This window comes from Bacteroidota bacterium, assembly GCA_013696965.1.
In the GTDB taxonomy this organism is placed as follows: domain Bacteria; phylum Bacteroidota; class Bacteroidia; order JACCXN01; family JACCXN01; genus JACCXN01.
Genome location: JACCXN010000005.1, coordinates 38,370 through 61,332, shown reverse-complemented (window position 1 = coordinate 61,332; position 22,963 = coordinate 38,370). Strand labels below are relative to the sequence as shown.

The 22,963-nt window shown below is 33.3% G+C and carries 17 protein-coding genes; 10 read left to right on the top strand and 7 right to left on the bottom strand.

What is annotated here, in order from left to right; genetic code table 11:
• Positions 1-121: 121 nt before the first annotated feature.
• From pdxH to H0V01_00865, 3 genes are all read left to right on the top strand, one after another.
• Positions 122-775 carry a pyridoxamine 5'-phosphate oxidase gene (gene pdxH / locus H0V01_00875; GenBank protein MBA2581918.1) on the top strand — a complete coding sequence of 218 codons (654 nt, stop codon included), beginning with the start codon at positions 122-124 and terminating at the stop codon, positions 773-775.
• 109 nt (positions 776-884) lie between these two features.
• Entirely contained in the window at positions 885-2,123 is a 1,239-nt protein-coding gene (locus H0V01_00870) for a glycosyltransferase (GenBank protein MBA2581917.1), read from the top strand.
• 279 nt (positions 2,124-2,402) lie between these two features.
• Positions 2,403-3,572, top strand: a complete 1,170-nt coding sequence (locus H0V01_00865; GenBank protein ID MBA2581916.1) for a T9SS type A sorting domain-containing protein — start codon at positions 2,403-2,405, stop codon at positions 3,570-3,572.
• A 32-nt stretch (positions 3,573-3,604) separates the two neighbouring features.
• On the opposite strand, the gene smpB is transcribed toward H0V01_00865, so the two are convergent.
• From smpB to H0V01_00850, 3 genes are all read right to left on the bottom strand, one after another.
• Positions 3,605-4,069: an SsrA-binding protein SmpB gene (smpB, locus tag H0V01_00860; GenBank protein ID MBA2581915.1), complete on the bottom strand. Its 465-nt coding sequence runs from the start codon at positions 4,067-4,069 to the stop codon at positions 3,605-3,607.
• Positions 4,070-4,359: 290 nt separating this feature from the next.
• Entirely contained in the window at positions 4,360-5,184 is an 825-nt protein-coding gene (locus H0V01_00855; GenBank protein MBA2581914.1) for a ZIP family metal transporter, read from the bottom strand.
• Positions 5,185-5,186: 2 nt separating this feature from the next.
• The gene (locus H0V01_00850) at positions 5,187-5,855 is read right to left on the bottom strand and encodes a metal-dependent transcriptional regulator (protein ID MBA2581913.1); all 669 of its coding nucleotides are present in this window, start codon (positions 5,853-5,855) and stop codon (positions 5,187-5,189) included.
• Positions 5,856-5,961: 106 nt separating this feature from the next.
• Between H0V01_00850 and H0V01_00845 the strand changes: the two genes are divergently transcribed.
• From H0V01_00845 to H0V01_00820, 6 genes are all read left to right on the top strand, one after another.
• Positions 5,962-8,163: a TonB-dependent receptor gene (locus tag H0V01_00845; protein ID MBA2581912.1), complete on the top strand. Its 2,202-nt coding sequence runs from the start codon at positions 5,962-5,964 to the stop codon at positions 8,161-8,163.
• 311 nt (positions 8,164-8,474) lie between these two features.
• Entirely contained in the window at positions 8,475-9,698 is a 1,224-nt protein-coding gene (locus H0V01_00840) for a peptidase C1 (GenBank protein ID MBA2581911.1), read from the top strand.
• A gap of 55 nt (positions 9,699-9,753) precedes the next feature.
• Entirely contained in the window at positions 9,754-11,001 is a 1,248-nt protein-coding gene (locus H0V01_00835) for a hypothetical protein (protein ID MBA2581910.1), read from the top strand.
• A complete protein-coding gene (gene kdsA / locus H0V01_00830) occupies positions 11,001-11,816 on the top strand; it encodes a 3-deoxy-8-phosphooctulonate synthase (protein ID MBA2581909.1) in 816 nt (271 codons plus the stop codon). The genes H0V01_00835 and kdsA overlap by 1 nt, the downstream gene beginning before the upstream one ends.
• Positions 11,817-11,890: 74 nt before the next feature.
• On the top strand, positions 11,891-12,682 hold the full coding sequence (locus H0V01_00825) for an SDR family oxidoreductase (protein MBA2581908.1): 792 nt from the start codon (positions 11,891-11,893) through the stop codon (positions 12,680-12,682).
• A gap of 26 nt (positions 12,683-12,708) precedes the next feature.
• On the top strand, positions 12,709-13,767 hold the full coding sequence (locus H0V01_00820; GenBank protein ID MBA2581907.1) for a VOC family protein: 1,059 nt from the start codon (positions 12,709-12,711) through the stop codon (positions 13,765-13,767).
• A gap of 40 nt (positions 13,768-13,807) precedes the next feature.
• Here H0V01_00820 and H0V01_00815 read toward each other — a convergent pair whose 3' ends face one another.
• Positions 13,808-15,151 carry a 1-acyl-sn-glycerol-3-phosphate acyltransferase gene (locus H0V01_00815; GenBank protein MBA2581906.1) on the bottom strand — a complete coding sequence of 448 codons (1,344 nt, stop codon included), beginning with the start codon at positions 15,149-15,151 and terminating at the stop codon, positions 13,808-13,810.
• Positions 15,152-15,409: 258 nt separating this feature from the next.
• On the opposite strand from H0V01_00815, the gene H0V01_00810 reads away from it, so the two are divergent.
• The gene (locus H0V01_00810) at positions 15,410-17,350 is read left to right on the top strand and encodes a tetratricopeptide repeat protein (protein ID MBA2581905.1); all 1,941 of its coding nucleotides are present in this window, start codon (positions 15,410-15,412) and stop codon (positions 17,348-17,350) included.
• A 52-nt stretch (positions 17,351-17,402) separates the two neighbouring features.
• On the opposite strand, the gene H0V01_00805 is transcribed toward H0V01_00810, so the two are convergent.
• From H0V01_00805 to H0V01_00795, 3 genes are all read right to left on the bottom strand, one after another.
• Positions 17,403-18,176 carry a 3'-5' exonuclease gene (locus tag H0V01_00805; GenBank protein ID MBA2581904.1) on the bottom strand — a complete coding sequence of 258 codons (774 nt, stop codon included), beginning with the start codon at positions 18,174-18,176 and terminating at the stop codon, positions 17,403-17,405.
• A 54-nt stretch (positions 18,177-18,230) separates the two neighbouring features.
• Positions 18,231-19,805, bottom strand: a complete 1,575-nt coding sequence (locus tag H0V01_00800; protein MBA2581903.1) for a PD40 domain-containing protein — start codon at positions 19,803-19,805, stop codon at positions 18,231-18,233.
• A gap of 177 nt (positions 19,806-19,982) precedes the next feature.
• The gene (locus tag H0V01_00795) at positions 19,983-22,889 is read right to left on the bottom strand and encodes an OmpA family protein (GenBank protein MBA2581902.1); all 2,907 of its coding nucleotides are present in this window, start codon (positions 22,887-22,889) and stop codon (positions 19,983-19,985) included.
• Positions 22,890-22,963 lie beyond the last annotated feature (74 nt).

Sequence of the window (22,963 nt, the reverse complement as noted above, 5' to 3'; positions counted from 1 at the left end):
CCAGGAAAATTAAGTATCCAATGGGCACTTTATGATCAGCTTTAATCTTTTTTTTAATTTTTGTTTATTTAACATTCCATACAACTACTAACTTTGTACCTTCAGCACCAAACATTTTAAAATGGATAATCTAAGAGAACACATTAATAAACTAAGAAAGGATTTCTCTCTCCAGTCATTAAATGAACAATCAGTGAATAAAAACCCAGTGATACAGTTTGAACAATGGTTTAATGAAGCAATGCAAGCCCAGATTCCTGAATTTAATGCATTCGACCTTGCCACAGTTTCTGAACATGGTCAGCCTTCTTTGAGGATTTTATACTTACGCGATTTTAGTACGCATGGCTTTGTTTTTTATACCAACTACCACAGCCAAAAGGGCAGAGACATTGAAGTAAATCCAAAAATTTGCATGAATTTTTTTTGGCCTCAAATGGAAAGGCAAATAAGAATACAAGGTATTGCCCAAAAACAAATAACTGAGGATTCTGATTTGTATTTTAACAATCGTCCAAAAGGTTCTCAAATTGGTGCATGGGCTTCTGTTCAAAGCTCTGTAGTTGAAAACAGAGAAGCACTTGATAAACTTGTTCAGGACATAACGAATAAATTTCAGGACAAAGAAATCCCACGCCCTCCTCATTGGGGTGGATATATTGTTAAACCTGAAAAAATTGAATTTTGGCAGGGTCGACCAAGCCGTTTGCACGACCGTATAAGATATTTTATAAATGAAAATGAGCAATGGCAAATAGAGCGAATTGCACCCTAATTAGTATTCCTTTTGAATTTCATTAACAAACTGAGGTATAGGCAACCTGAAATAAATACTGAATCAGACCTTAAATTTTAGCCTCAAATCACTTTTTGTCATTACTTCCATGGATTATCTGGAGAAACATACCTTTTATTCAAAAAAAATAGTTAAAAAACCTGAACACGATCTAGGAATTGTTGTTGTAATTCCAGCTTTTTGCGAACCACAATTGCTAAAATCGTTAATTTCCCTTAAGAATTGTATAAAACCTCAATGTTCTGTTGAGGTTATTGTTGTTGTTAATCATTCCATTGACGCACAAGAGCCCATAAGGAAAGAAACACAGAAAATGATTACTCAGGTAAAGGAATGGATAGATACAAACCAGGATAAAAGGCTTGATTTTAAAATTATTATAGCCTGCGATTTACCTTCAAAATTTGCAGGGGTTGGCCTGGCTCGAAAAATTGGAATGGATGAAGCCGTTAGAAGATTCCTTATTACAAAGAATAACAAAGGAATTATTTGTTGTTTTGATGCAGATTCAACCTGTGATACCAATTATTTTACCGCAATTGAATACCATTTCAAGATAAATCCCAAAACAATGGCTTGTTCAATTTATTTTGAACATCCCTTATCCGGTGATGAATTTACACATGAAGTATATGAAGGAATTCTAAACTATGAACTCCATTTAAGATATTATATAGCGGGATTACGTTTCGCAGGGCATCCTTTTGCCTACCATACAATTGGCTCTTCCATGGCAGTACGCACTGATGTTTATCAAAAGCAGGGAGGGATGAATAAAAGAAAAGCAGGAGAAGATTTTTATTTTTTACATAAAATAATTCCTCTTGGTGCATTCACTGAACTTAATGCAACAAGAATAATTCCATCTCCCAGATCATCCACAAGGGTACCCTTTGGTACAGGAAGGGCAATAAACAGTTGGATAGAAAATAAAACTGAATATTTTCTCACATACAACCCTAAAGTATTCCAGGAGATGAAATTCTTTTTGGAGCATGTGGATGGATTATATACATCAACCACTTTTCAGGAATTTTCAGATCCCATTGTTGCATTTCTTATGGATTCTAACTTTAAAGATAAAGTCTATGAAATCAGAGAAAATAGTAAAGACCTAAATTCCTTTAGAAAAAGGTTTTATACCTGGTTTGATGGATTCAGAGCTTTGAAATTCGTCCACTTTATGCGAGATAATTATTTTTCCAATATAGAGTTACATGCAGCCTCCCAAAACTTGCTTGAACAAATTCACAAAAAGGAGTTTTCAAAATTGGAATTGGAAAAAATGATTATAAAATACAGGAAATTGGATATTAAAGGAAAGTGAGACTATGAAAAGGTATTGGAGTTTTATCATATAAAAACACTTTTTTATATGATAAAAATAATTTCCTTTGTCAAACATTTTTTATATTTTGCGGTATATTAGTTTATTCTTACACTTTTTTTGCAATATTCAACAATTGCAGCTTATGAGAATAGTCATGCACAAGTACTAATGATAATTACATGACTCACAATAAATTGGGATGTCAAATAAATAAAAATGCTTTAGCACTCATGAGTTCCTTAGAGGAATAATTAATTAACGAATAATTATATCCATATGAAAAATATATATTTATCATTTTGCTTGATTTTACTAATTCCTTCAGTATTTTCTGCAACTCTTTACTCAAGAGCTAATGGTCCTTATGGAACCACTGGAACCTGGTCAATAGTTTCTCATGTAGGCCCTTCCTGTAGCTGTATCCCTAATAATAATGATATCGTAATTATTGGAAATGGCAATAACATTACTTTTTCAACACTCATTATTATTGGATCTGGCAATGTGGCTTCCTTAACTGTTAATACAGGATCTTTTTTAACAGGAAATGGAACAAGTGATATTGAAATTAAAACAGGAGGAACTTTAAACATTGGTGGTACAGTCACTACAAGAAATATTTCCTTTGCAAATGGAAGTATTATAAATGTTGAGAGCACTGGTGTGTTGATTGTAACAGGTAATTTGACCAATAACAACAACAGTTCGAATGTTACTTTTAACGGAGCCATTTCCGTTTCAGGAAATTTTAATAATGGTAATGGGGGAGATATTTCTGGTAATGGCTCACTTTCAGTTGAAGGAACAATTAACAATACAGGAACAACTTTTGGTTGTTCAGGATCAAATTGTTGTGAAGGAAATCCTTGTACCTTTTCAATAACATTACCCATTGAATTATTAAGTTTTGAGGCTTTTTCCCATGATAACAGTATAGTTCTTAAATGGGTAACTGCTTCCGAAACAAACAATGATTTTTTTACCATTGAGAAAACCACAGACGGAATAGAATTTACAGAAGTTCATAAGCTGAAAGCGGCTGGAAATAGCAGGCAAATAATTTCATATTCCCAAAACGATTTGCATCCCTTCCCTGGTTTGTCTTATTATAGGCTCAAGCAAACCGATTATGATGGAAAGTTTAGTTTTTCTGATTTAGTTGCTGTTAATTTTGATAAAAAAGAAATGGCCTCCTTTAGTGTTTTTCCTAATCCGGCCCCTATTGGATCAGCACTAAATATTTTAATTGCAGGAGAATTAAATAAAGAGATTTTAATCGTGGTTGTTGATATGTCTGGTAGGGAATATTATTCAAAGGTAATTGTTCTTGATAATAATAAGACTGTTGTTGCTATTGATCCCTATGATCGATTGCCAAGTGGAGTTTATCTTATTACTGGTTCAATGAATAATGATTTGTACAATAAAAAACTAATTGTTAGGTAAGTAAAAAAGCTTTACTGTCAATCAAAGCGTATCTACTCCTTTAATAGTCTGTCTATTTGCCTTTTGGTATCCTTTTCTTTTAAACTCTCACGTTTATCGAATAATTTTTTTCCTTTTGCAAGGGCAATTTCCAGTTTGGCAAAACCTTTATTGTTTATAAACAACCTCAAAGGGACAATGGTTAAGCCCTTGTCTTTTGTTTTATTGGCTAGTTTTTTTAGTTCACCCTTGTTAAGAAGCAGCTTTCGGTCGCGCTTGGGTTCATGGTTGTTGTATGAACCTTCCTTATATTCTGCAATATGAATATTTCTTGCCCAAAGTTCATCTTTTAAAAAAATGCAAAAACCATCTGTAATATTTGCTTTGCTATCTCTTATCGATTTAATTTCAGTTCCTGTTAACTGAATACCCGCTACATAAACATCCAAAAACTCATATTCAAAAGAAGCTCTCCTGTTTTTTATATTTATTATCGTTTTATGCTTATCCTTTTCCATTTTGATATTGCAATTTGAATATTACAAGTTACAAGTTTTATTTTAGTGCTGAACTGTATCAGAGAAAAATGAAGTGTGTGTTTCCCTTTTGCAAAACTAATACATTAATAGCGGGAATCAAGGATTGATATGAAATCATTTATTTGGAATCCTTTAAAAAGCCCCAATTTTAATAAAAAGAACTATAAAAAAGTATCAAAATAAACACAAAAGGCAAAAAGAATTACTAAATGCTTAATCTTAAAAAACTTCTTTAAAATCTCCAATTGCTATTATCCTTCTTTGGTTTTTTAAGACAATCCAACATCAAGAATCATCATAATAATAAAACCACCAATAAAACCCAGCGTAGAGGTATCAGTATATTTATCCCTTTGTGATTCAGGTATTACTTCCTCCACAACCACATAAACCATTGCCCCTGCTGCAAAAGCAAGAGCATAAGGTAAAATGGGCTGGGCATAAATTACAGCAATTGCACCCAATACTCCTGCAACGGGTTCAACAATGGCAGAAAGCTGACCGAACCAAAAACTTTTAAAACGAGAAAGGCCTTGTCTTCTAAGGGGCATGGAAACTGCCATGCCTTCCGGGAAGTTTTGCAAGCCAATTCCAAGTGCTAGGGCCACAGCAGCACCCATTTCAGCATGCGGAATTCCTGCTGCAACAGCGCCAAAAGCAATTCCAATAGCAAGTCCTTCTGGAATATTGTGCAGGGTAATTGCAAGAACAAGAAGCGTTGAACGGTGCCAGTCCGTTTTTATACCCTCACTTTCCGATGGTTTAAAATTTATGTGTAAATGAGGAAGTACTTTATCCAATGAATAAATAAACAAAGCACCTGCTAAAAAACCAGCTGCCGCAGGAAACCAGGTAGGCACATAAAGATCCTCAGACATTGCTATTGCAGGAGAGAGCAAGGACCAAAAGCTTGCTGCGACCATTACCCCCCCAGTAAAACCAAGCATTCCATCCATGAACTTGCGATTCATGCTTTTGAAAAAGAAAACAAAAGAGGCTCCAAAAGCGGTTAACAACCAGGTGAAAATGGTTGCCAAAAGTGCTTGGAAAACAGGGGAAAGATCAATAAACCAAATTTTGGCTGCTTCAAACATGCTTATTTAGGTATTGATTTTTTTATGTATAGATTTCTGCTGACTTTGTTTGAAACAATTATTTCCCTGTTATCTCCGGTGGAAACCAGGATAGAATCATCGTATTCGAATTTTTTAATAATCTTTACTTTTGTTCCTAAAAGCAAATGAATTCCTTCCAGGTATTTTAAAAACTGTGTTGAGTGATCTTTTACCCCTACAATTATTCCTGATCGCTTATCCTCTAAATCAGCAAGGGAAACTTCTTTGTGCTCATATATATTTCCATCCTTATCTGGAATGGGATCTCCATGTGGATCGAATTTAGGATGGTCTAAAAATTTATCGAGGTTATTAATTAATTTATCTGAATTAATATGCTCAAGTTCTTCCGCTATATCATGTACTTCATCCCATTTGAAGTTCAAACAATTCACTAGGAAATATTCCCACAACCGGTGTTTTCGGATAATCTTTACAGCAACTTTTTCACCCTCAGGTGTTAGTGTTACTCCTTGATATTTAACATAGTTGAGAAGATTTTTTTCATTTAATTTCTTAATCATGTCAGTTACCGAACTTGCCTTAGTCTTCAACAAATCGGCAATGGCATTGGTGTTAACCCCATCATCATGGGATTTGGAAAGCTTATAAATAGCCTTTAAATAATTTTCTTCCGTGTAAGTATTCATTTTCCTGTTACAAATATAGACTAAATATTTACAATGTTGAAATAATAAATTTAGATTAGTCTAAAAATATATTTATATTTGCTTAAATGTTTTAATAAATAATTAGATGAAAATACTTTTCGCGTTCAGCCTTTTTACACTAATTGGGGTAAATGTTTATTCCCAGGGAACACTAAAGGGGAATATTGTTTCTTTGGGAAAACCAGTTCCTTTTGCCAATGTTGGATTCAAAGGACTTAATATTGGCGCAGCATCTGATATTCAAGGCAATTTCATCATTGAAAATGTGCCTGAAGGAGAACTTGAGTTAATTGTTTCGGTTGTAGGATATGAAAAGAAAAAACATAGCGTAAGAATTGAAAATGGAAAAACTACTCAAGTGATTTTAACCATAAAACCCTCCTTGCAGGAATTGAACCAGATTGTGGTTACAGGAACAATGAAGGAGACTTTCATAAGTGATTCACCAGTAAAAGTAGAGGTGATAACTGCAAGTTTTTTACAAAAATCACCTACCAATAATATAATGCAAGCTATTGAAACTATAAATGGTGTTCAAGAACAAATTGGTTGTGGTGTTTGCGGGACTTCTGATATACATATAAATGGAATGGAAGGACCATACACCCTGGTTTTAATTGATGGAATGCCAATTATGAGCGCCCTTTCTACAGTTTATGGTTTAAATGGAATAGCTACCTCTTTAATTGAAAGAATAGAAATTATTAAAGGGCCTTCATCCACATTGTATGGAACTGAAGCAGTTGCAGGGGTAATTAATGTAATTACAAAAAAGCCTCAGGATGTTCCCTTGATTGGATTTAATGCATTCGGAACATCTGATTTGGAAAAAAACATCGATTTTTATTTTGCCCCTAAAATGAAAAAATCCAAGATGTTGTTTAGTGGAAATTACTATAACATGAATAATTTCATTGATGAAAACGAAGATAATTTTAATGACATTCCTCTTATTAATAGGGTTTCCTTATTTTCTAAATTCTCTTTTGATAGAAAGAACAGCAGAATATTCAACATTTCGGCCAAATATTATGATGAAAACCGTTTCGGAGGGGTTAGCCAGTGGACTCCTCAATTTCGTGGCAGTGATTCCATTTATGGCGAATCCATTTACACAAAAAGGTATGAATTAATTAGCTCTTATCAACTTCCTTTTAACGAAAAGCTAAGATGGGATTTATCCTTTAATAATCACAATCAGGACTCCTGGTATGGCGATACTGAATATGCTGCTGTTCAAACTACTGTTTTTTCCAATTTAATTTGGGATAAAACAATAGGAGCAAGGCATGATTTAATATTTGGATCAAGTTTACGTTATAATTTTTACGATGACAATACTTTTGCCACAAACCAGGCTGACAGGGTTTTTATACCAGGAATTTTTGCACAGGATGAGTATGCACTAAGTGATAATCTTAGCATACTTGCTGGTTTACGCTTTGATTACCATGAAAAACATGGAAGCATTTTTTCACCCAGGATCAACTTTAAGTACAAACCTGCAACCTATACAACCCTAAGACTTAATGCAGGAACAGGATTTAGGGTTGTAAATTTATTTACCGAGGAGCATGCTGCACTTACTGGAGCAAGAACGGTAGTGGTTAAAGGTGAACTGAGCCCTGAAAAATCATATAATATGAATTTAAATGTAAACCATGTTTTTACTATCAAAGAAAGTTCAGGAACCATTGATGCTGACATCTTTTATACCTATTTTGAAAATAAAATAATCCCTGATTATGAAACTGACAAAAATCTGATTGTTTATGATAATCTACTTGGACATTCCATATCCAGAGGATTTTCTTTATCATACAACCATAGATTTAATTCCCCCTTTAAATTATCTGCAGGTGGAACTTTCCTTGATGTATTTGCTGTTACAGAAGATAATGATGGAAATAGTGTAAGGGAAAATCAGGCCTTTGTTCCCAAATTATCGGGTGTATTTACATTATCTTACACTATAAAAAAATTAAAAACAAGTATTGATTATACTGGTAAGGTTATGGGCCCAATGGAATTGCCAACTTATGACCATCCCTTTGAACGCGATGAGATATCTCCATGGTTCACTTTACAAAACCTGCAAGTGACAAAAGAAATAAAGAAGTTTTTCGAAGTTTACATTGGTGTAAGGAATATTTTAAACTATACTCAAAATAGCCCTTTAATCGATCCACAAAACCCATTTGGTCCAAATTTCGATACCGCCTATGCCTATGGCCCTTTACAAGGACGAAGATTTTTTATTGGTTTAAGGTTTGGTTTTGGAAAATAGAATTCCATATTTATTACTTTTAAAAACACTTTTATTAAATTCTTAATTCAGTAATAAATGCAAGGATTAACTGAAGGGAGATTTTTTAATTAGTGGAATTTACAATTCATCGCATTTTATCTGGTTAGTAACTTATTAACCTAAGGTCAATTTTCAAATGATACTCCTGTAACCTTTCATTGATTCCTTATTCTGAACAGGGTGAGGAATCTCTGACAAATTGTATGAATTATAATTTTAAATGAAACTCAGGTTATAATTTTCATATAAAGTCTTTGAAATTCTCTTAAATTTGTCAAAAATATAAAAAAATGAAGCAAAAGATATTGTTACTAATGGTGGGGTTGTTTTCAACATTTACATTGTTTTCCCAAGAACAAAAAAAAGACAAAGGTGTTTATAAACCATATGTTCCAGGTTTCTATGAAGAAATACAAAAGAGTAATTTAGAATCAAATAGCCCAAAAAAGGAAGAGAAAAAATCCTTTAAAATGGATTTTTCTGGCTTAGATGTTCCCGTTTCTGTTGATGAATTTAAATCCTCCTGGTGCAATAAGCCTATTTCTCAAGGTGAAACAGGTACTTGTTGGTGTTTTTCCACCTCCTCTTTTTATGAATCTGAAATATTCAGGCAAACAGGCCAGCAGATAAAGCTTTCCGAACTTTATATTGTGTATTATGAGTATATTGAAAAAGCACGTGAGTTTGTAAAAACAAGAGGCAAATCAGAATTCGGTGAAGGATCTGAAACTAATGCTGTGAAAAGGATGATGAAAACCCATGGTCTTGTTCCTCTTGAGGCTTATAACGGGCTGAAAAACGGGAGAAGATTTCACGATCACAATTTAATGTTCAAGGAAATGAACGATTACCTGCAATTTATTAAAACATCCTCTAACTGGAATGAAGAACAAGCTGTTGCCACAGTTAAATCTATCCTGAACTATTATATTGGTGTTCCTCCTACAACAGTGACAGTTAACGGAAAAAACATAAGTCCACAGGAATACCTTAAAAATGTAGCTAAAATTAATCCGGATGATTATGTTGATTTTATGTCCTTGATGGAGAACCCATACTGGAAACAAAGCCTTTACGATGTACCCGATAATTGGTGGAGAAGTAAGGATTATTACAATGTTCCTCTTGATGATTTTATGAACATCATTAAAAGTGCCTCTAAATCAGGCTTTACAATTGCTATTGGAGGAGATGTTTCTGAAACAGGTTATGACTCTCATTCTGAACTTGCCATGGTTCCTACCTATGACATACCTTCGGCATATATAGATGAAAATGCAAGACAACTTAGGTTTTCAAACAATACTACTACCGATGATCATGCTATTCATCTTATTGGATACCTTGAAAAACCAAATGGGAATTGGTTCCTGATAAAGGACTCTGGAAGTGGCGGTTTTAATGGTAAAAACAAAGGATATTATTTTTATCATGAAGATTACATCAAACTAAAGATAATGTCCTTTACTATTCATAAAGATGCTGTAAAGCAGGAGTTGAAGAAATTCAATTAACAAGAAAAAAACTTATCCTGAAATTTTCTTAAATTTAGCTAAATAACTTTTAGCTATGAAAATCCTTTTACTCTTATTCTGGCTTGCTTTCAGCTTAATGCTGAATGCCCAGACTAATAATTCACCTTTTGATTATTATTCTCCAAATGTTGCGCTTCAAGTAGGAATTGATGGCTCTTATGACTTAAATTCAACTTCCCTTACCAATGATTTTACAAGTAAATTTTTATTAAAAAAAGAAATTAATAATCAATCAAGAGAAAGGTCATTCAATAAATTGGATAGCCTAAACCAATTTGGTGGTGATATTAATTTAGGAGCACATTTCATAGTTTCACCCGATTCTTTTTTTGGTAAATCCAACATGGCTTGGTATATGGGCCTTAGAAGCCGCAAGCATACCAATGGAGAATTTAGCCGAGACTTTTTTAATTTAGGTTTTTTTGGCAACTCTCGTTTTGAGGATAAAACGGCAGATTTAAGCGGTTTTGAATTTAATTTACTTAGTTACCAACAAATTGAGGGAGGGATTATTTTTAACCAGGGAAAATCCGGAATAGGCCTATCGGTTTTAAGAGGAAATCAGCATCAAAGCTTAACTATGCCCATAGCAAATGTTTACACCGCACCAGGATTAGAATTTGTTGATGTTGATTTATTGCTTAATCTCAGGCGAACAGATCCAGAAAGAATTGGATTTCAATATACTAATGGAGTAGGGGTTTCACTTGATCTTTTCACCACCATAAATTTCGGGACTTTAGATACCCTGCAACATCGCATACTACTTGAGGTTAGGGATTTGGGATTAATAAGATGGAACAAAAATGCAACTCAATATACTGTTGATACAAATTATCGTTTCCATCATTTTTCTTTTGATGACATTTTCATTCTGAGGGATTCTGTTTTTGATTCTGGTTTTTCTGATAGTAGTTTGGTTTCACAGGCTTCAGATGTTAAAAAGAGTTATACAACAGTACTGCCTGCCTTTTTTCATTTGGCAGAGATTTTCACAATCAACGAGGATTTATCAGTAATGGGGGGAATCAAATACAGGGTATTGGCTAACTACAATGTTAATTATTATATAAGTGGAATTTATCAAATAACTCCAGTATTTAAAATTTCAGCACGGCTTGATTTTGGCGGATATGGAGGATTAAATTCAGGATTGGCAATTAGAGCCTTGATTAAAGAATATTTTACCTTAACTTTGGGCACTGATAACCTGGAAGGTTTTCTGTTTCCTGCAATAACTTCAGGAAACAGTGCATTTATAGCTATTCATAGAAGATTCTGATGATTGATAAAATACCAAATATAAAATTCACCGCTAAAGGGAATTTTTTTCTTATTGCCGGCCCCTGTGTTATTGAAGGGGAAGATGTTGTTATGGAAATTGCAGAACGTATAATTGGAATAACCGATAAATTGGAAATTCCATTTATTTTCAAAGCATCTTTTAAAAAGGCCAACAGATCAAGACTTGATTCCTTTACAGGAATTGGTGATAAAGCAGGACTTGAAATGATCAAAAAAGTTGGTGGAAAATATTCTATTCCTACCCTTACCGATATTCACTCTCCAGAAGATGCACTGCTGGCTGCAAAATATGTTGATGTTCTTCAAATCCCTGCTTTTTTATGTAGACAAACTGATCTTTTAGTTGCAGCAGCCAATACAGGAAAATTTGTAAATGTTAAAAAAGGCCAGTTTTTATCCGCAAATGCAATGAAACATGCTGTAGATAAAATAAAGCAAAGCGGGAATAACAATGTAATGCTAACTGAAAGAGGAACAACTTTTGGCTACAATGATCTTGTTGTAGATTACAGAGGAATACCAGAAATGCAGAAAAACAATGTTCCCGTTGTGCTTGATGTAACCCATTCCCTTCAGCAACCAAACCAGGAATCCGGAATAACAGGTGGCCGTCCTGAAATGATTGAAACAATTGCAAAAGCAGGCATTGCAGTAGGAGTAGACGGTATTTTTATTGAAACCCATCCTAATCCCGCTAAAGCTCTTTCAGACGGGGCAAATATGCTTCAACTTGACAAGCTTGAAGAATTGTTAATCAAATTAATAAAAATCAGGAAATCTATTCTAAACTAATTTAAGCTGTTCTTACCAAAATCACTAGATTATATTTATGAAAATGGTTGATAAAATTTTATTATTAAGAAGTAATGGATTACAGAAATAAGGTAATATGGATAACGGGAGCTTCATCCGGAATTGGGGAAGCACTTTCGCTTGACCTGGCAAACCGTGGTGCTAAATTAATACTATCATCCAGAAGGGAGGAGGAGCTGAACAGGGTAAAAAACTTGTGTAAAAATCCTGCAGATGTTCATATACTACCTTTAGATTTAATGGATATACCTTCTCTTGAATCGAAAGCAGAGATTGCTGTAAAACTTTTTGGAAGAATTGATATGTTAATCAATAACGGGGGAATAAGCCAACGCTCGCTTGTTGTTAATACCCCACTTGATATTGACAGAAGAATAATGGAAGTTAATTTTTTTAGTTATGTTGCATTAACTAAAGCAATCTTACCATACATGATCAAACAAAACTATGGATATATAATTGTAACCAGCAGTATTCTAGGAAAAATTGGAATTTCCTTAAGATCAGCTTATGCATCATCCAAGCATGCTCTTCATGGTTTTTTTGATTCTTTACGCGAGGAGGTTTTACACAACAATATAAAGGTTGTAATGGCTTGTCCTGGATGGATAAAAACAAATGTTACAATAAATGCAATTACAGAAACCGGTGAGCCATATAACCTAATGGGTGATGGTCAATCAAAGGGAATGGAAGCCAAAAAATGTGCATATCTTATTATAAAAGCAATAAATAGAGGAAAAACAGAGGTTTACATAGGCGGATACGAAACTTTTACTGTTTATTTTAAAAGATATTTACCCGCACTTTATTTAAAAGTGGTTCGACTATTTAAAACTACCTGATTTACTTTCATTAATTTAAATAGATAATGGCTAAAAATATTAGCGGCATTCAACAAATAGGAGTAGGGATTCCAGATGTAAAAAAAGCCTGGAAATGGTATAGGAAAAATTTCGGTTTGGATATTCCGATTTTTCAAGAAAGTGCCGAAGCAGCTTTAATGACAAAATATACAGGTGAGAAAGTACATTCTCGCAGTGCAGTATTAGCATTGAATCTGCAAGGTGGCGGTGGCCTTGAAATTTGGCAGTATACTAGCAGGAAACCAGAAGAGGTTGGTTATGATATTCAGCTTGGGGATTTGGGGATTTTTGTTGCTCAAGTAAAAACCAGAAACATAAACGATGCACTCATTTTTTTTAAATCGGAGGGAACTCAGGTAATAAGTGAAATTAATAAAGATCCGGCAGGAAATGAACATTTCTTTTTAAAGGATCCTTATGGAATGATTTTCCAGATTTCAAAAGGAGATGAATGGTTTGGAACCGGAAAACATGCCACTGGTGGTATTTCTGGTTGCATGATTGGTGTTTCTGATATAGAAAAATCAATGGCTCTTTACAGTGGTATTCTCGACTACAATAAGGTGGTTTATGATGTTACAGGAAATTTTGAAGATTTACAAGCACTTCCGGGAGGACATGCCACATTCAGAAGAGTATTGCTAAAACGCACAAAAGCTAACACGGGCACTTTTAGTGAATTATTGGGTGCAGGATCAATTGAACTTATACAAATAACAGGAGTAAAGCCCAATAAGATTTTCAAAAACAGGTATTGGGGCGACCAGGGATTTATCCATTTATGTTTTGATGTTCAGGATATGAGCAGTTTGAAAAGCGAATGTGAAAACAAAGGTTTCCCTTTTACAGTAGACAGCTCCAATACTTTTGATATGGGTGAAGCAGCAGGACATTTTAGTTATATTGAGGATCCTGATGGAACTTTAATCGAATTTGTAGAAACACATAAAATTCCGATTGTGAAAAAGCTCGGATGGTATCTGAACGTTAAGAACAGAAACACTGGGAAAGCATTGCCAAAATGGATTCTTAATGCTTTATCTTTTAGTAGGGTAAAGGATTGATATAAAAAAACATAAAGTCTTTATTTGAATGCTATTATGTTCAATATACTTTTTCTTTCTCCATGGAATGAATTAAATTTTCAATTTTTTCAACAATATCATTTTTATTTTTGATTAGTTTTCCAGCTAATTCATGCTCGTTTTTCATTTTATACAAGGCCACTATTTGAACTAATTTGTTTCTATAATAAAGAGCAAATTTTCCTGTAAATGGTCCAGCAATTAATAATAAAGGAACAAAGCTGCTATTGAAAAGAACAACAGTTAGTACAGAGATTAAGAGATAGTAAAAAATAAAAATGAGTGTGCCAATGGTTAAATTAATGGAAGAGAAAAATTCAACATTGCTTTTTACAATTTTTTTTGTTAGCAGAAAAGGAAAACGGTAGGGTATATAATTTAGAATACTACCAACCATAAAAATTGGCAGGGTTGCAATAGCGAAAAAAAGTTTCGGAACAATCAAGCTTATTATACTTTTATCAAGAATAGCTCTGTTCAATAATTCCAGCTTGAATCCCTGCAAATTAAGAATTGCAAAAAATTCTCTTACTTTTAATTTTAGTTCTTGAAAACCAGTAGGGCTATTCTTTTTAAAATCGCTTAACCCATGTGTGATTTTACGGCTTATAATAAAATCTTTTTCTACCGGATTTAATTTATTATCTCCAAATAATTTTGGATCATTTTCTAATAATGATTCCAATTGGCCTACCAATTCATCATCCTTGAAATCTTCTATTACAACAATAAGTTTAGACATTGCCTTTTCAACATCTGCTGTTAATTTGTTAATGGTCCTTATTTTATCCGTATTGTACTGATCAAGGTAGGATTCAACTTCTATGGGGGCATCTATATTTAAAAAAAGATCACCTCCATGCCTGGCTGGTTTGGTATAATTGATACCAACAGGAACAATGCAAAGATCCATTTTGAAATCAGCGACCTCCATTGAGCCGAAGGCGATTCTGGCTAACCCTTTTCTTAGTTTTCTTAACCTTCTTTCCTGTATGCAAATACCTTCCGGAAAAATAAGAATTCCTGATTTTTGATTTAATAAAGTATGGCATTTTTCAAAGATTTCTGTATTCTTATACAATTGGTCAGCCCCGTCCTGGATACGGTATACAGGCATAATCCGAAAATAACGCATCACTTTTCTTTTAACAGCAGTATCAAAAACATCTGAACGTGCCAATGAAAAAACCCTACGTGGGAAAAACAAAGTGAGTACAATTGCATCCATAAAGGCATTGGGATGATTGGAAGCAAGCAGAACCGGCCTGTCCATAGGTATGTTTTCCATTCCCTTTACATAGGTCCTACGGTAATAGAAACCTACAGCAATTCGAACAATTATTTTTAATATTTGAAAAAACATCTTTTCATTTAATATAAAGCGCTAAATTTATTGATTTTATTAGTAATACAGAAGATTTTAATTTTATTGACCTGCTTTTTAATGAAAAACAGTCTTGATTCATCTATACATATTAAATAAAATATTTTCTTTTTTCCAGGGGAATTCATTAAAATACAAACACAATACAGAATTTTTTATTTATTTTTCCTTCGTCAGAAGTAATTGTTTTTTTATTCATATTTAACTCTATATTTTTTCGATTTTATACTTTTTCACATGTTAAAGAAAATCCTTGTTTTAGTATTATTCACTATTTTTTCTCTAAATATATATTCAGAGACTTTAGATTCACTTTTAATCGAATTAAAAAATACGTCCCAAGATACAGTAAGAGTAAACTTATTGTATAAAGTTTCAAAAAACATCTATACTCAAAATCCTGATTCAGCAAAAGCATATATACTTGAAGCACTTGCAATTTCCGAAAAAGAAAACTTTACACTGGGAATTGCAAATTCTTACCTTATGCTTGGACGAATATGCTTTGTGAAAAGTGATTATGAACTTGGCATTGAGAATAATCTGAAAGCATTAAAATACTATAAAAAAATTAGCGATAACCAAGGAATTGTAGATTCTTACCTCAATATAGGCAATATATATAGTCAGCAGGAAAAGTATATTCAAGGAGTTCAAATCAACCTTTTAAGTTTAAAGTATCTGGAAAAATTAAAGGATAAAGAAGGATTGTGTTACGCACACCTTAGCATTGGAAGCATTTTATTGAAAAATAAAAATTTCAGGAGTGCTAAAAAATTCTTTGTGCAGGCTATAGATATGGCTTGTGAAATCCACGATACCTTAAAATTGGTGCAGGGATACAATAATTTAGGCAGTATTTACCTGGAGGAGGAAAATTTTGAAAAATCTCTTTTTTTTTATAATAAAGCTTTAAATATTAACCAAAAAGTAAACAATAAACGAAGCCAGGCCTTTAATTTGGGGAATATAGCCAATGTGTATAATTATCAGAAAAAATTTTCCGAGGCATTGGTGTATTATTTAAAATCAAAACAAATTTTTGAAGAAATAGGAGAAAAAACATTTATTACGTTCTCCCATTATAATATTGGAAATCTGCTTTTTAATCAGAGTCGCTTTGATGAGGCAGCTACCTACTTTTATGAAAGCATCGAAAAGGCTAATGAAATAGGTAACAGAAACATTATTTTGATGGCCAATAAGAAATTGGCTGAGCTTTATGCTTCCCAAAAGGATTACTTATCCGCGTATAATTGTCGTTTGAATTTTGATTCCATCAAAGAAAAAATAATTGAAGAGGATAATTTGCAAAAATTAACAGACTTAGAAAAAAAATATGAATCAGAAAAAAACGAGAAAGAAATTTTCAAACTGAATTTAATAAACATCGAGCATAATTTAGCGGAAGAAAAAAGCAGGTTAACTAGCCTGTCATTATCTGTAAGTGTAATTATTTTATTTGCAGGGGGAATTGTGTTATATAAAAGAAATAAAGAAAAGAAGGGTATTAATTTAAAACTTGAAACGGCTGTAAAAGATAGAACGATTCGGTTGGAAAACCAAAATTTAGAAAAGGAATTGATGCTTAAGGAAATTCACCATAGGGTTAAAAATAATTTGCAACTTATTTCAAGTTTACTCAACCTCCAATTGCATTACAATCCTACCATGTCTGCTCCTCAGGTAGTTGCACAGTTCAACAATAAAATTAAATGCATGGCCATGATACATGATAAATTATATGCAGCAACCGATTTTAAAAGCTTAAATGTTAAAGAATATTTTTCTGATTTATGTTATTTTATTAAATCAATGTCTGATTCTCCATTGACTGAAATGGAATTTAATATTGAAAGTCATGATCTTCCATTGGATAAAATGATTCCCTGTGGCTTAATTTTAAATGAACTTGTTTCTAATTCATTAAAGCATGGAATTACAGTAGAGCCTAAGGGTAGGGTCAGAGTTGAATTTCAAAAAACAGGTTCAATTTATTGCTTAAGAGTAGTTGATAATGGAATTGGATTTCCAGGAGAAATAGATTTTAAAAATTTAGATTCACTGGGATTAACCCTTGTTCATAGCCTTGTGGAGCAATTAAACGGAGAAATTAAATTTATAAAAGATAAAGAAACTACTGTTTTAGTATGTTTCTCTCTTGATAAACAAGCATAAGCATTCCTTTATTTTTTTAAAAATAGTAGAATTTTAGAGGAAAATGTATTTATTACAACTTATTGTTCTTGCTTTTTAATCTCAGTGCAGTAATTACGTTTTTTGTTGAAAGAGGAAAGTCTCCATTCATCATCCAATCATAATAAGAAGGCTCTAACTTGAATACTTCCTCTACAACTTTATCTTTATGCTTACCGAAATTAAAGACTTCTATTCCATTTGCGTTAAAAGTGATTCTTCCAGCTAAATCTGCATTTTTTCCTCTGGCAGAAAAATCATGGAGGAAATTAACATCGTTTTGTAACTGATCATATTTTTCCAATTGGGCCATTAATACATCATAGGTAGCAAGAATATCAGCCTCGGCCTGATGGGCATTGGTAAGTTCCTGGTTGCAGTAAAAACGAAGGGCACCGGCAAGAGTTCTAGGTTCAAGTATATGGAATATGGTTTGAACATCGATAAGCTTTTTACCCTTTATTTCAAAATCTATGCCTGCCCTTAAAAACTCTTCAACGAGCAAAGGAACATCGAATTTGTTGGAGTTATAACCAGCTAGGTCGCAATTCTCTAAAAAGTCAGCCAATTTACTTCCTAATTCTTTAAAGGTTGGTTTTCCAATAAGATCTTTGTCAAATATCCCATGCACTGCTGAGGCACCAGCGGGAATAGGGATAGTGGGGTTAATTCTATGCGTAAGGGTTTCTTTTTCACCGTTTGGATGTACTTTTAAAATCGCAATCTCTACAATTCGGTCGCTTCCTACATTTATTCCTGTAGTTTCCAAATCAAAAAATGCAAGCGGGCGTGTTAAATTTAGTTTCATTCACTATATGTTTTTATATTCTTTTAAAGTAATATTAAAGATTCAAAAAGAATATCATTTTATTTTGTAATTTGTTGGCTTCATTATTAAATATTTTTCAATTTGCGCTTGCCAACCGTCCTTATCAAAAATCACTAGTTTTTCCTTGTAATCATCAAATCCATCTGCTTCTATTACAAGCTCATATTTCCCGGGCACAACAATAATTGTACAACTGTTATTATTTGGATTTATTGAATAAACATTGGGCTCTGCATCAGAATTATTTAAGTCAAACAATGTTATTAACGGTGCAGTAACTGGTTGAAGTGTATCAAGAGAGGATAATATCCCTCTAATTACAGTTTGTTGAGCTTCTACCTCATTAAAAGTTACTTTGTAAATATCCAGATCTCCATACCCACCTTTTCTTAATAAAGAGGTATAGCCATGTTTTCCATCTTCGGTAAATGTTATCATATGATTGTCCTCTGGAGTATTTAAAGGGTAGCCGGCATTTTTTGGTGTAGACCAGGTATTGGATTCTTCATTCCATTGAGTATGAAATATATCATAACCTCCTATACCCATATGCCCTTCAGATGCAAAATAAAGGGTTTTTCCATCTGAAAGAATATTAGGAAAATCTTCATTATAAGCAGAATTAACATTTGGACCCAAATTTTGAGACTGGGCCCAATTACCATTTGGTAACTTTCTTGTCATGTAAATGTCCCTGCCGCCAAAACCTCCGGGTTTATCGCTTGCATAAAAAAGAATGTTATCATCGTATGAAATGGTGCCAGATGTTTCTAAAGACTTTGAATTTACAGCTTCGCCTATTATTACTGGTTTCTTATACGTACCTCCTGGCTTTCTTTCAGAGAGATAAATATCTCCAAATTCCTTAATATTATCAATATATACAAAAAGCTGATTTCCGTCTCCAGACATACCTACTGCTTGCTCATCAAAACTGGAATTTATTGAATTACCAATAGACTTGGATTTTGTGAATTCTCCATTCAATGCATTTGATATATAAATATCGGAAGAGTAGAACCCATCAAATTCCATTACCGCAGGAGCTCCTTTTCTACGCGTAGTGAAAATCAAGAAGGTTTCATCCGGAGCAATAAAGGGATAGTAATCAGGATACTCAGTATTTATTTCTGGACCCATATTTTCAAATGTTACATTCAATGGATATTTGATTAATTCCTTTGCATTGTAGCAAGTTTCTATTTGTCTTGCAGCTTTTTTTAATTCAATGTCTTTCCCTGCTATAAAAGTTTTATATTTTTCAAAACTTTTAATAGCATCATCAAAACGATAAGCATACTGATAGGCTAACCCTAAATCAAAAAATGCTTCAGGGTCTACTTTTACAATTTTCACTGCTTTTTCAAGATAGGGGATGGCCTTGGTTTTATCAATATTTGTTTTAAGATAACAAATGCCCGCTTTATGAAGGTAATCCGAATTACCTGGCTCTTCTTTAATAAGTTTATCAAAAACCAACACTGCAGCTACATAATTTCTTTTATTATAATGTTCTTTTGCTTCCCGTGGATCAGTTTGGGCTGAAGCCGCCAAGTAAGAAAAAGATAAAATGGAAATTAAAAATAGTATTGAAAAGGAATAGCGCATGGTTCAAATCAAAAATATCAACTACCAATAATACAAAATTTGCTATTATTTCTACTGCATTTTCGGCAAATAATATCAACAAATGTTAATATTATTTAAAATCACATCTCGAAAAGTAAAATGCGTTTAATAAAGGTGTGAAAAGCATAGGTTCACAAAGTTAAATTGCTTTGCTATTTATTTTGCAAATTCTTTTGCAGCCTGTAGCGTTATTTTTTTATCATTTAAAAAAGCAATTACAAAAGCTTCCTGAACCCCTTTTGCAACAAGTTCGTTTTTTAATTTTTCAGCACTTTCTATGTTAGAGAAAGATCCAACCGTTAGGAGCATTAACTCTCCGTTTTGTTTTTCAATAATACCGTCAATTTCTACCATACTCTTTGCTGCCTGGGCAGTTATTGTAGTGGAGTATGCACCAACCTGAACCATGTATTCAACTTTTTCCAGAGATTTCGGCTTTTTTTCATGAACAACTTCATTTGTAAACTTTTTTTCCTTATTCACGTCTACAATAAAAGCATCCTTGTATCCCGCTTCAACAACAGCTTTTTTAAGGGTTTCAGCCTGGCTCCTTATGTTAAAACTACCAATGACATATCGAATCATTCCATCATTATCAATAAAACTATGAACGTTTTTTACATTTGGGAAATCGTTGTTCGGTAAAGATGTTTGAAAAGCTCCGATTTGAACACCATATAACGGGGATTTAGTAGTGTAATTAACTGGTTTGGTTACCAGGTCACTTCTGTTGTCAATTATTATGGTTTCAACTTCTGCCGTATTAGTTTGATTTTCTCTAACTTTTTCCAGTTCAGCTTTTGTATAATCAAGAATTTTAAACTCTACACGCCTGTTTAATTGCATACCATCTAAATCCGGTTTTCCATTGGCTAAATTATTCGGAGCAATAGGAGCATCTTTTCCATAACCTTTTGCTACAAGGCGTGATCTGTTTATTCCATTTTTTGTCAGGTAATCAACAACTGCCTGAGCTCTTGCTTTGGATAAAACCATATTTACCTCAGCGTTTCCTTTACTGTCTGTGTGGCCGCCAACTTCAATTTTTAATTCAGGTCTTTTGTTTAGTAAAGTATACAATTTTTCCAATTCAACATTAGATTCCTTTCGCAATATGGATTTATTATGATCAAAGAAAATATTATTTAAAACAATTTTGGTTCCTGTTTCTATTTTTTCAAGAATAATATTCTTTTTAATTTCTGAATATTCTGGTTTATTTGGAATGTTTAGATTTTCTGAATGAAACAGGTAATCTTCAGCTTCATAGGATATATTGTAATTTTTCCCCAATTGCAAAACAAAATAATAGGGTGCCTCAGTACCTTTTGTTAGGGCTGTAAAAATTTCTTCACCAGTAATGTTATCAATTACAGAAATTGTGGCGGAAATAAATTCTCCTTGCCTGTTTTTAATTGTTCCGGAAAGTGCAACTGTACCTTTGGTTTTGCTTTCGAAATTAATTGGGTGAAGGAACAATTCTTTTTCAATTTCCTGGTAACCCATTCCTGCTTCAATTTCAATGGTTGCGGTAATAGGTTCAAATCCTTCGGCAGAATAACTAATAGAGTATGTTTTGCCATGCTCGCCTGGAGATAAAGCAAGTGTATAAACACTTGTTCTAGGGTTAGGCCTTGATTCGTTAACCACAATTCCTGTTTCTACATCAGTTACATAAATAAGGGCACCGGAGGGAAGTTTTTCATCTCCATCGATGGTGATTTTTCCTTTCAGTACAGTAATTGATTCCACTTGAATATCATCAATTGTAACCATGAAAATATCTTTTTCTCCAATGCAGTTCTCACGAAGGGAAGAAAAATAACCTCTTTTTCCATCACCTGATGTGACAAAATAAATATCATCATCCGTTGTGTTTATTGGATAACCCATGTTTATTGGGCTGCTCCATTTTCCATCTTCCTGTATTTCAGAATAAAATATATCAAATCCTCCCATGGTTTTATGACCGTCAGAGCTAAAGTAAATTGTTTTACCATTGGGGTGTATAAAAGGAGCATCCTCATCATGTTTTGTGTTTATCTGCGCTCCTAAATTTTGTGCTTTTGCCCATTTTCCATTTGGCAATTTCTTACACATCCAAATATCCCTGCCACCTTGGCCACCTGGCCTGTTGCTTGCAAAATAGATTGTTTTCTGCTCAGCAGTTATTACTGCATGCGTTTCCCAATGTTCGGAATTAACATCAAAATCCAGCTTTTGTGGTACAGACCAGCTCTCACTTAGCTGTTCGCTCATCCAAATACTACCACCATCATCACTTTTATAGATAAACAATTTTTGTCCATCAGCAGAAAGTCCAATACTTGCCTCATGATCCATGGTGTTAATGCTTGTGCCTATTGATTTTGCTGCCGACCAAATACCATTATTGTCTTTATAAGAAATATAAATATCTTCATTATGCATGGATTCAGCGATGCTTCCTGATTCTTCAGCCCTTCTACTTGTAAAAATAAGGGTTGATTCATCCAGGGAAACAACAGGGCTGTATTCAGGATAAGGAGTGTTAATGGAGTCACTTAAACAATCAATTATATATTCTTTTTTGTTACCTATGAATTCCTTAGCGTTTAAACACATGACTATTGACCTTTCTGCGTCAGCAACCATATAATTTTTTTTGCTGATTACGCTTTTGAATTTTTCAAAAGTTGCAATTGCCTCATCTAATTTATAGGCAATATGATAGGCAAATCCAAGGTAATAAAGAGCATTAACCGGGGCTCTTTTTTCAAAGGGATTCAGATCATCGTAATTTGGTGAAACATTTAATACAGCTTTTTCAAGAAAACCAACAGCTTCTGCCTTTCTTATGTTTGATTTAATCATGCAAAGTCCAACTTTGAAATTCACATTTGAATTTTCAGGATCCATTTTATTTAGTTCAATAAAAATAGGAAGAGCCAGTTTATAGTTTTCAAATTCAATATGATATTGTGCTTCAATGAATTTTTCTTTGAATAGTCCTTTGTCAAAATTCTGTGAAAAAAGCACAGTGGAACAAAGAATAAGAAAGTTGAAAATTAAAAGCTTTTTCATTTTAAAGTGGGTTTTGCATGAAATAATTTCATCAACTGAATTTTCAAAAAATAACCGTTATGGCTGGTTTAAAA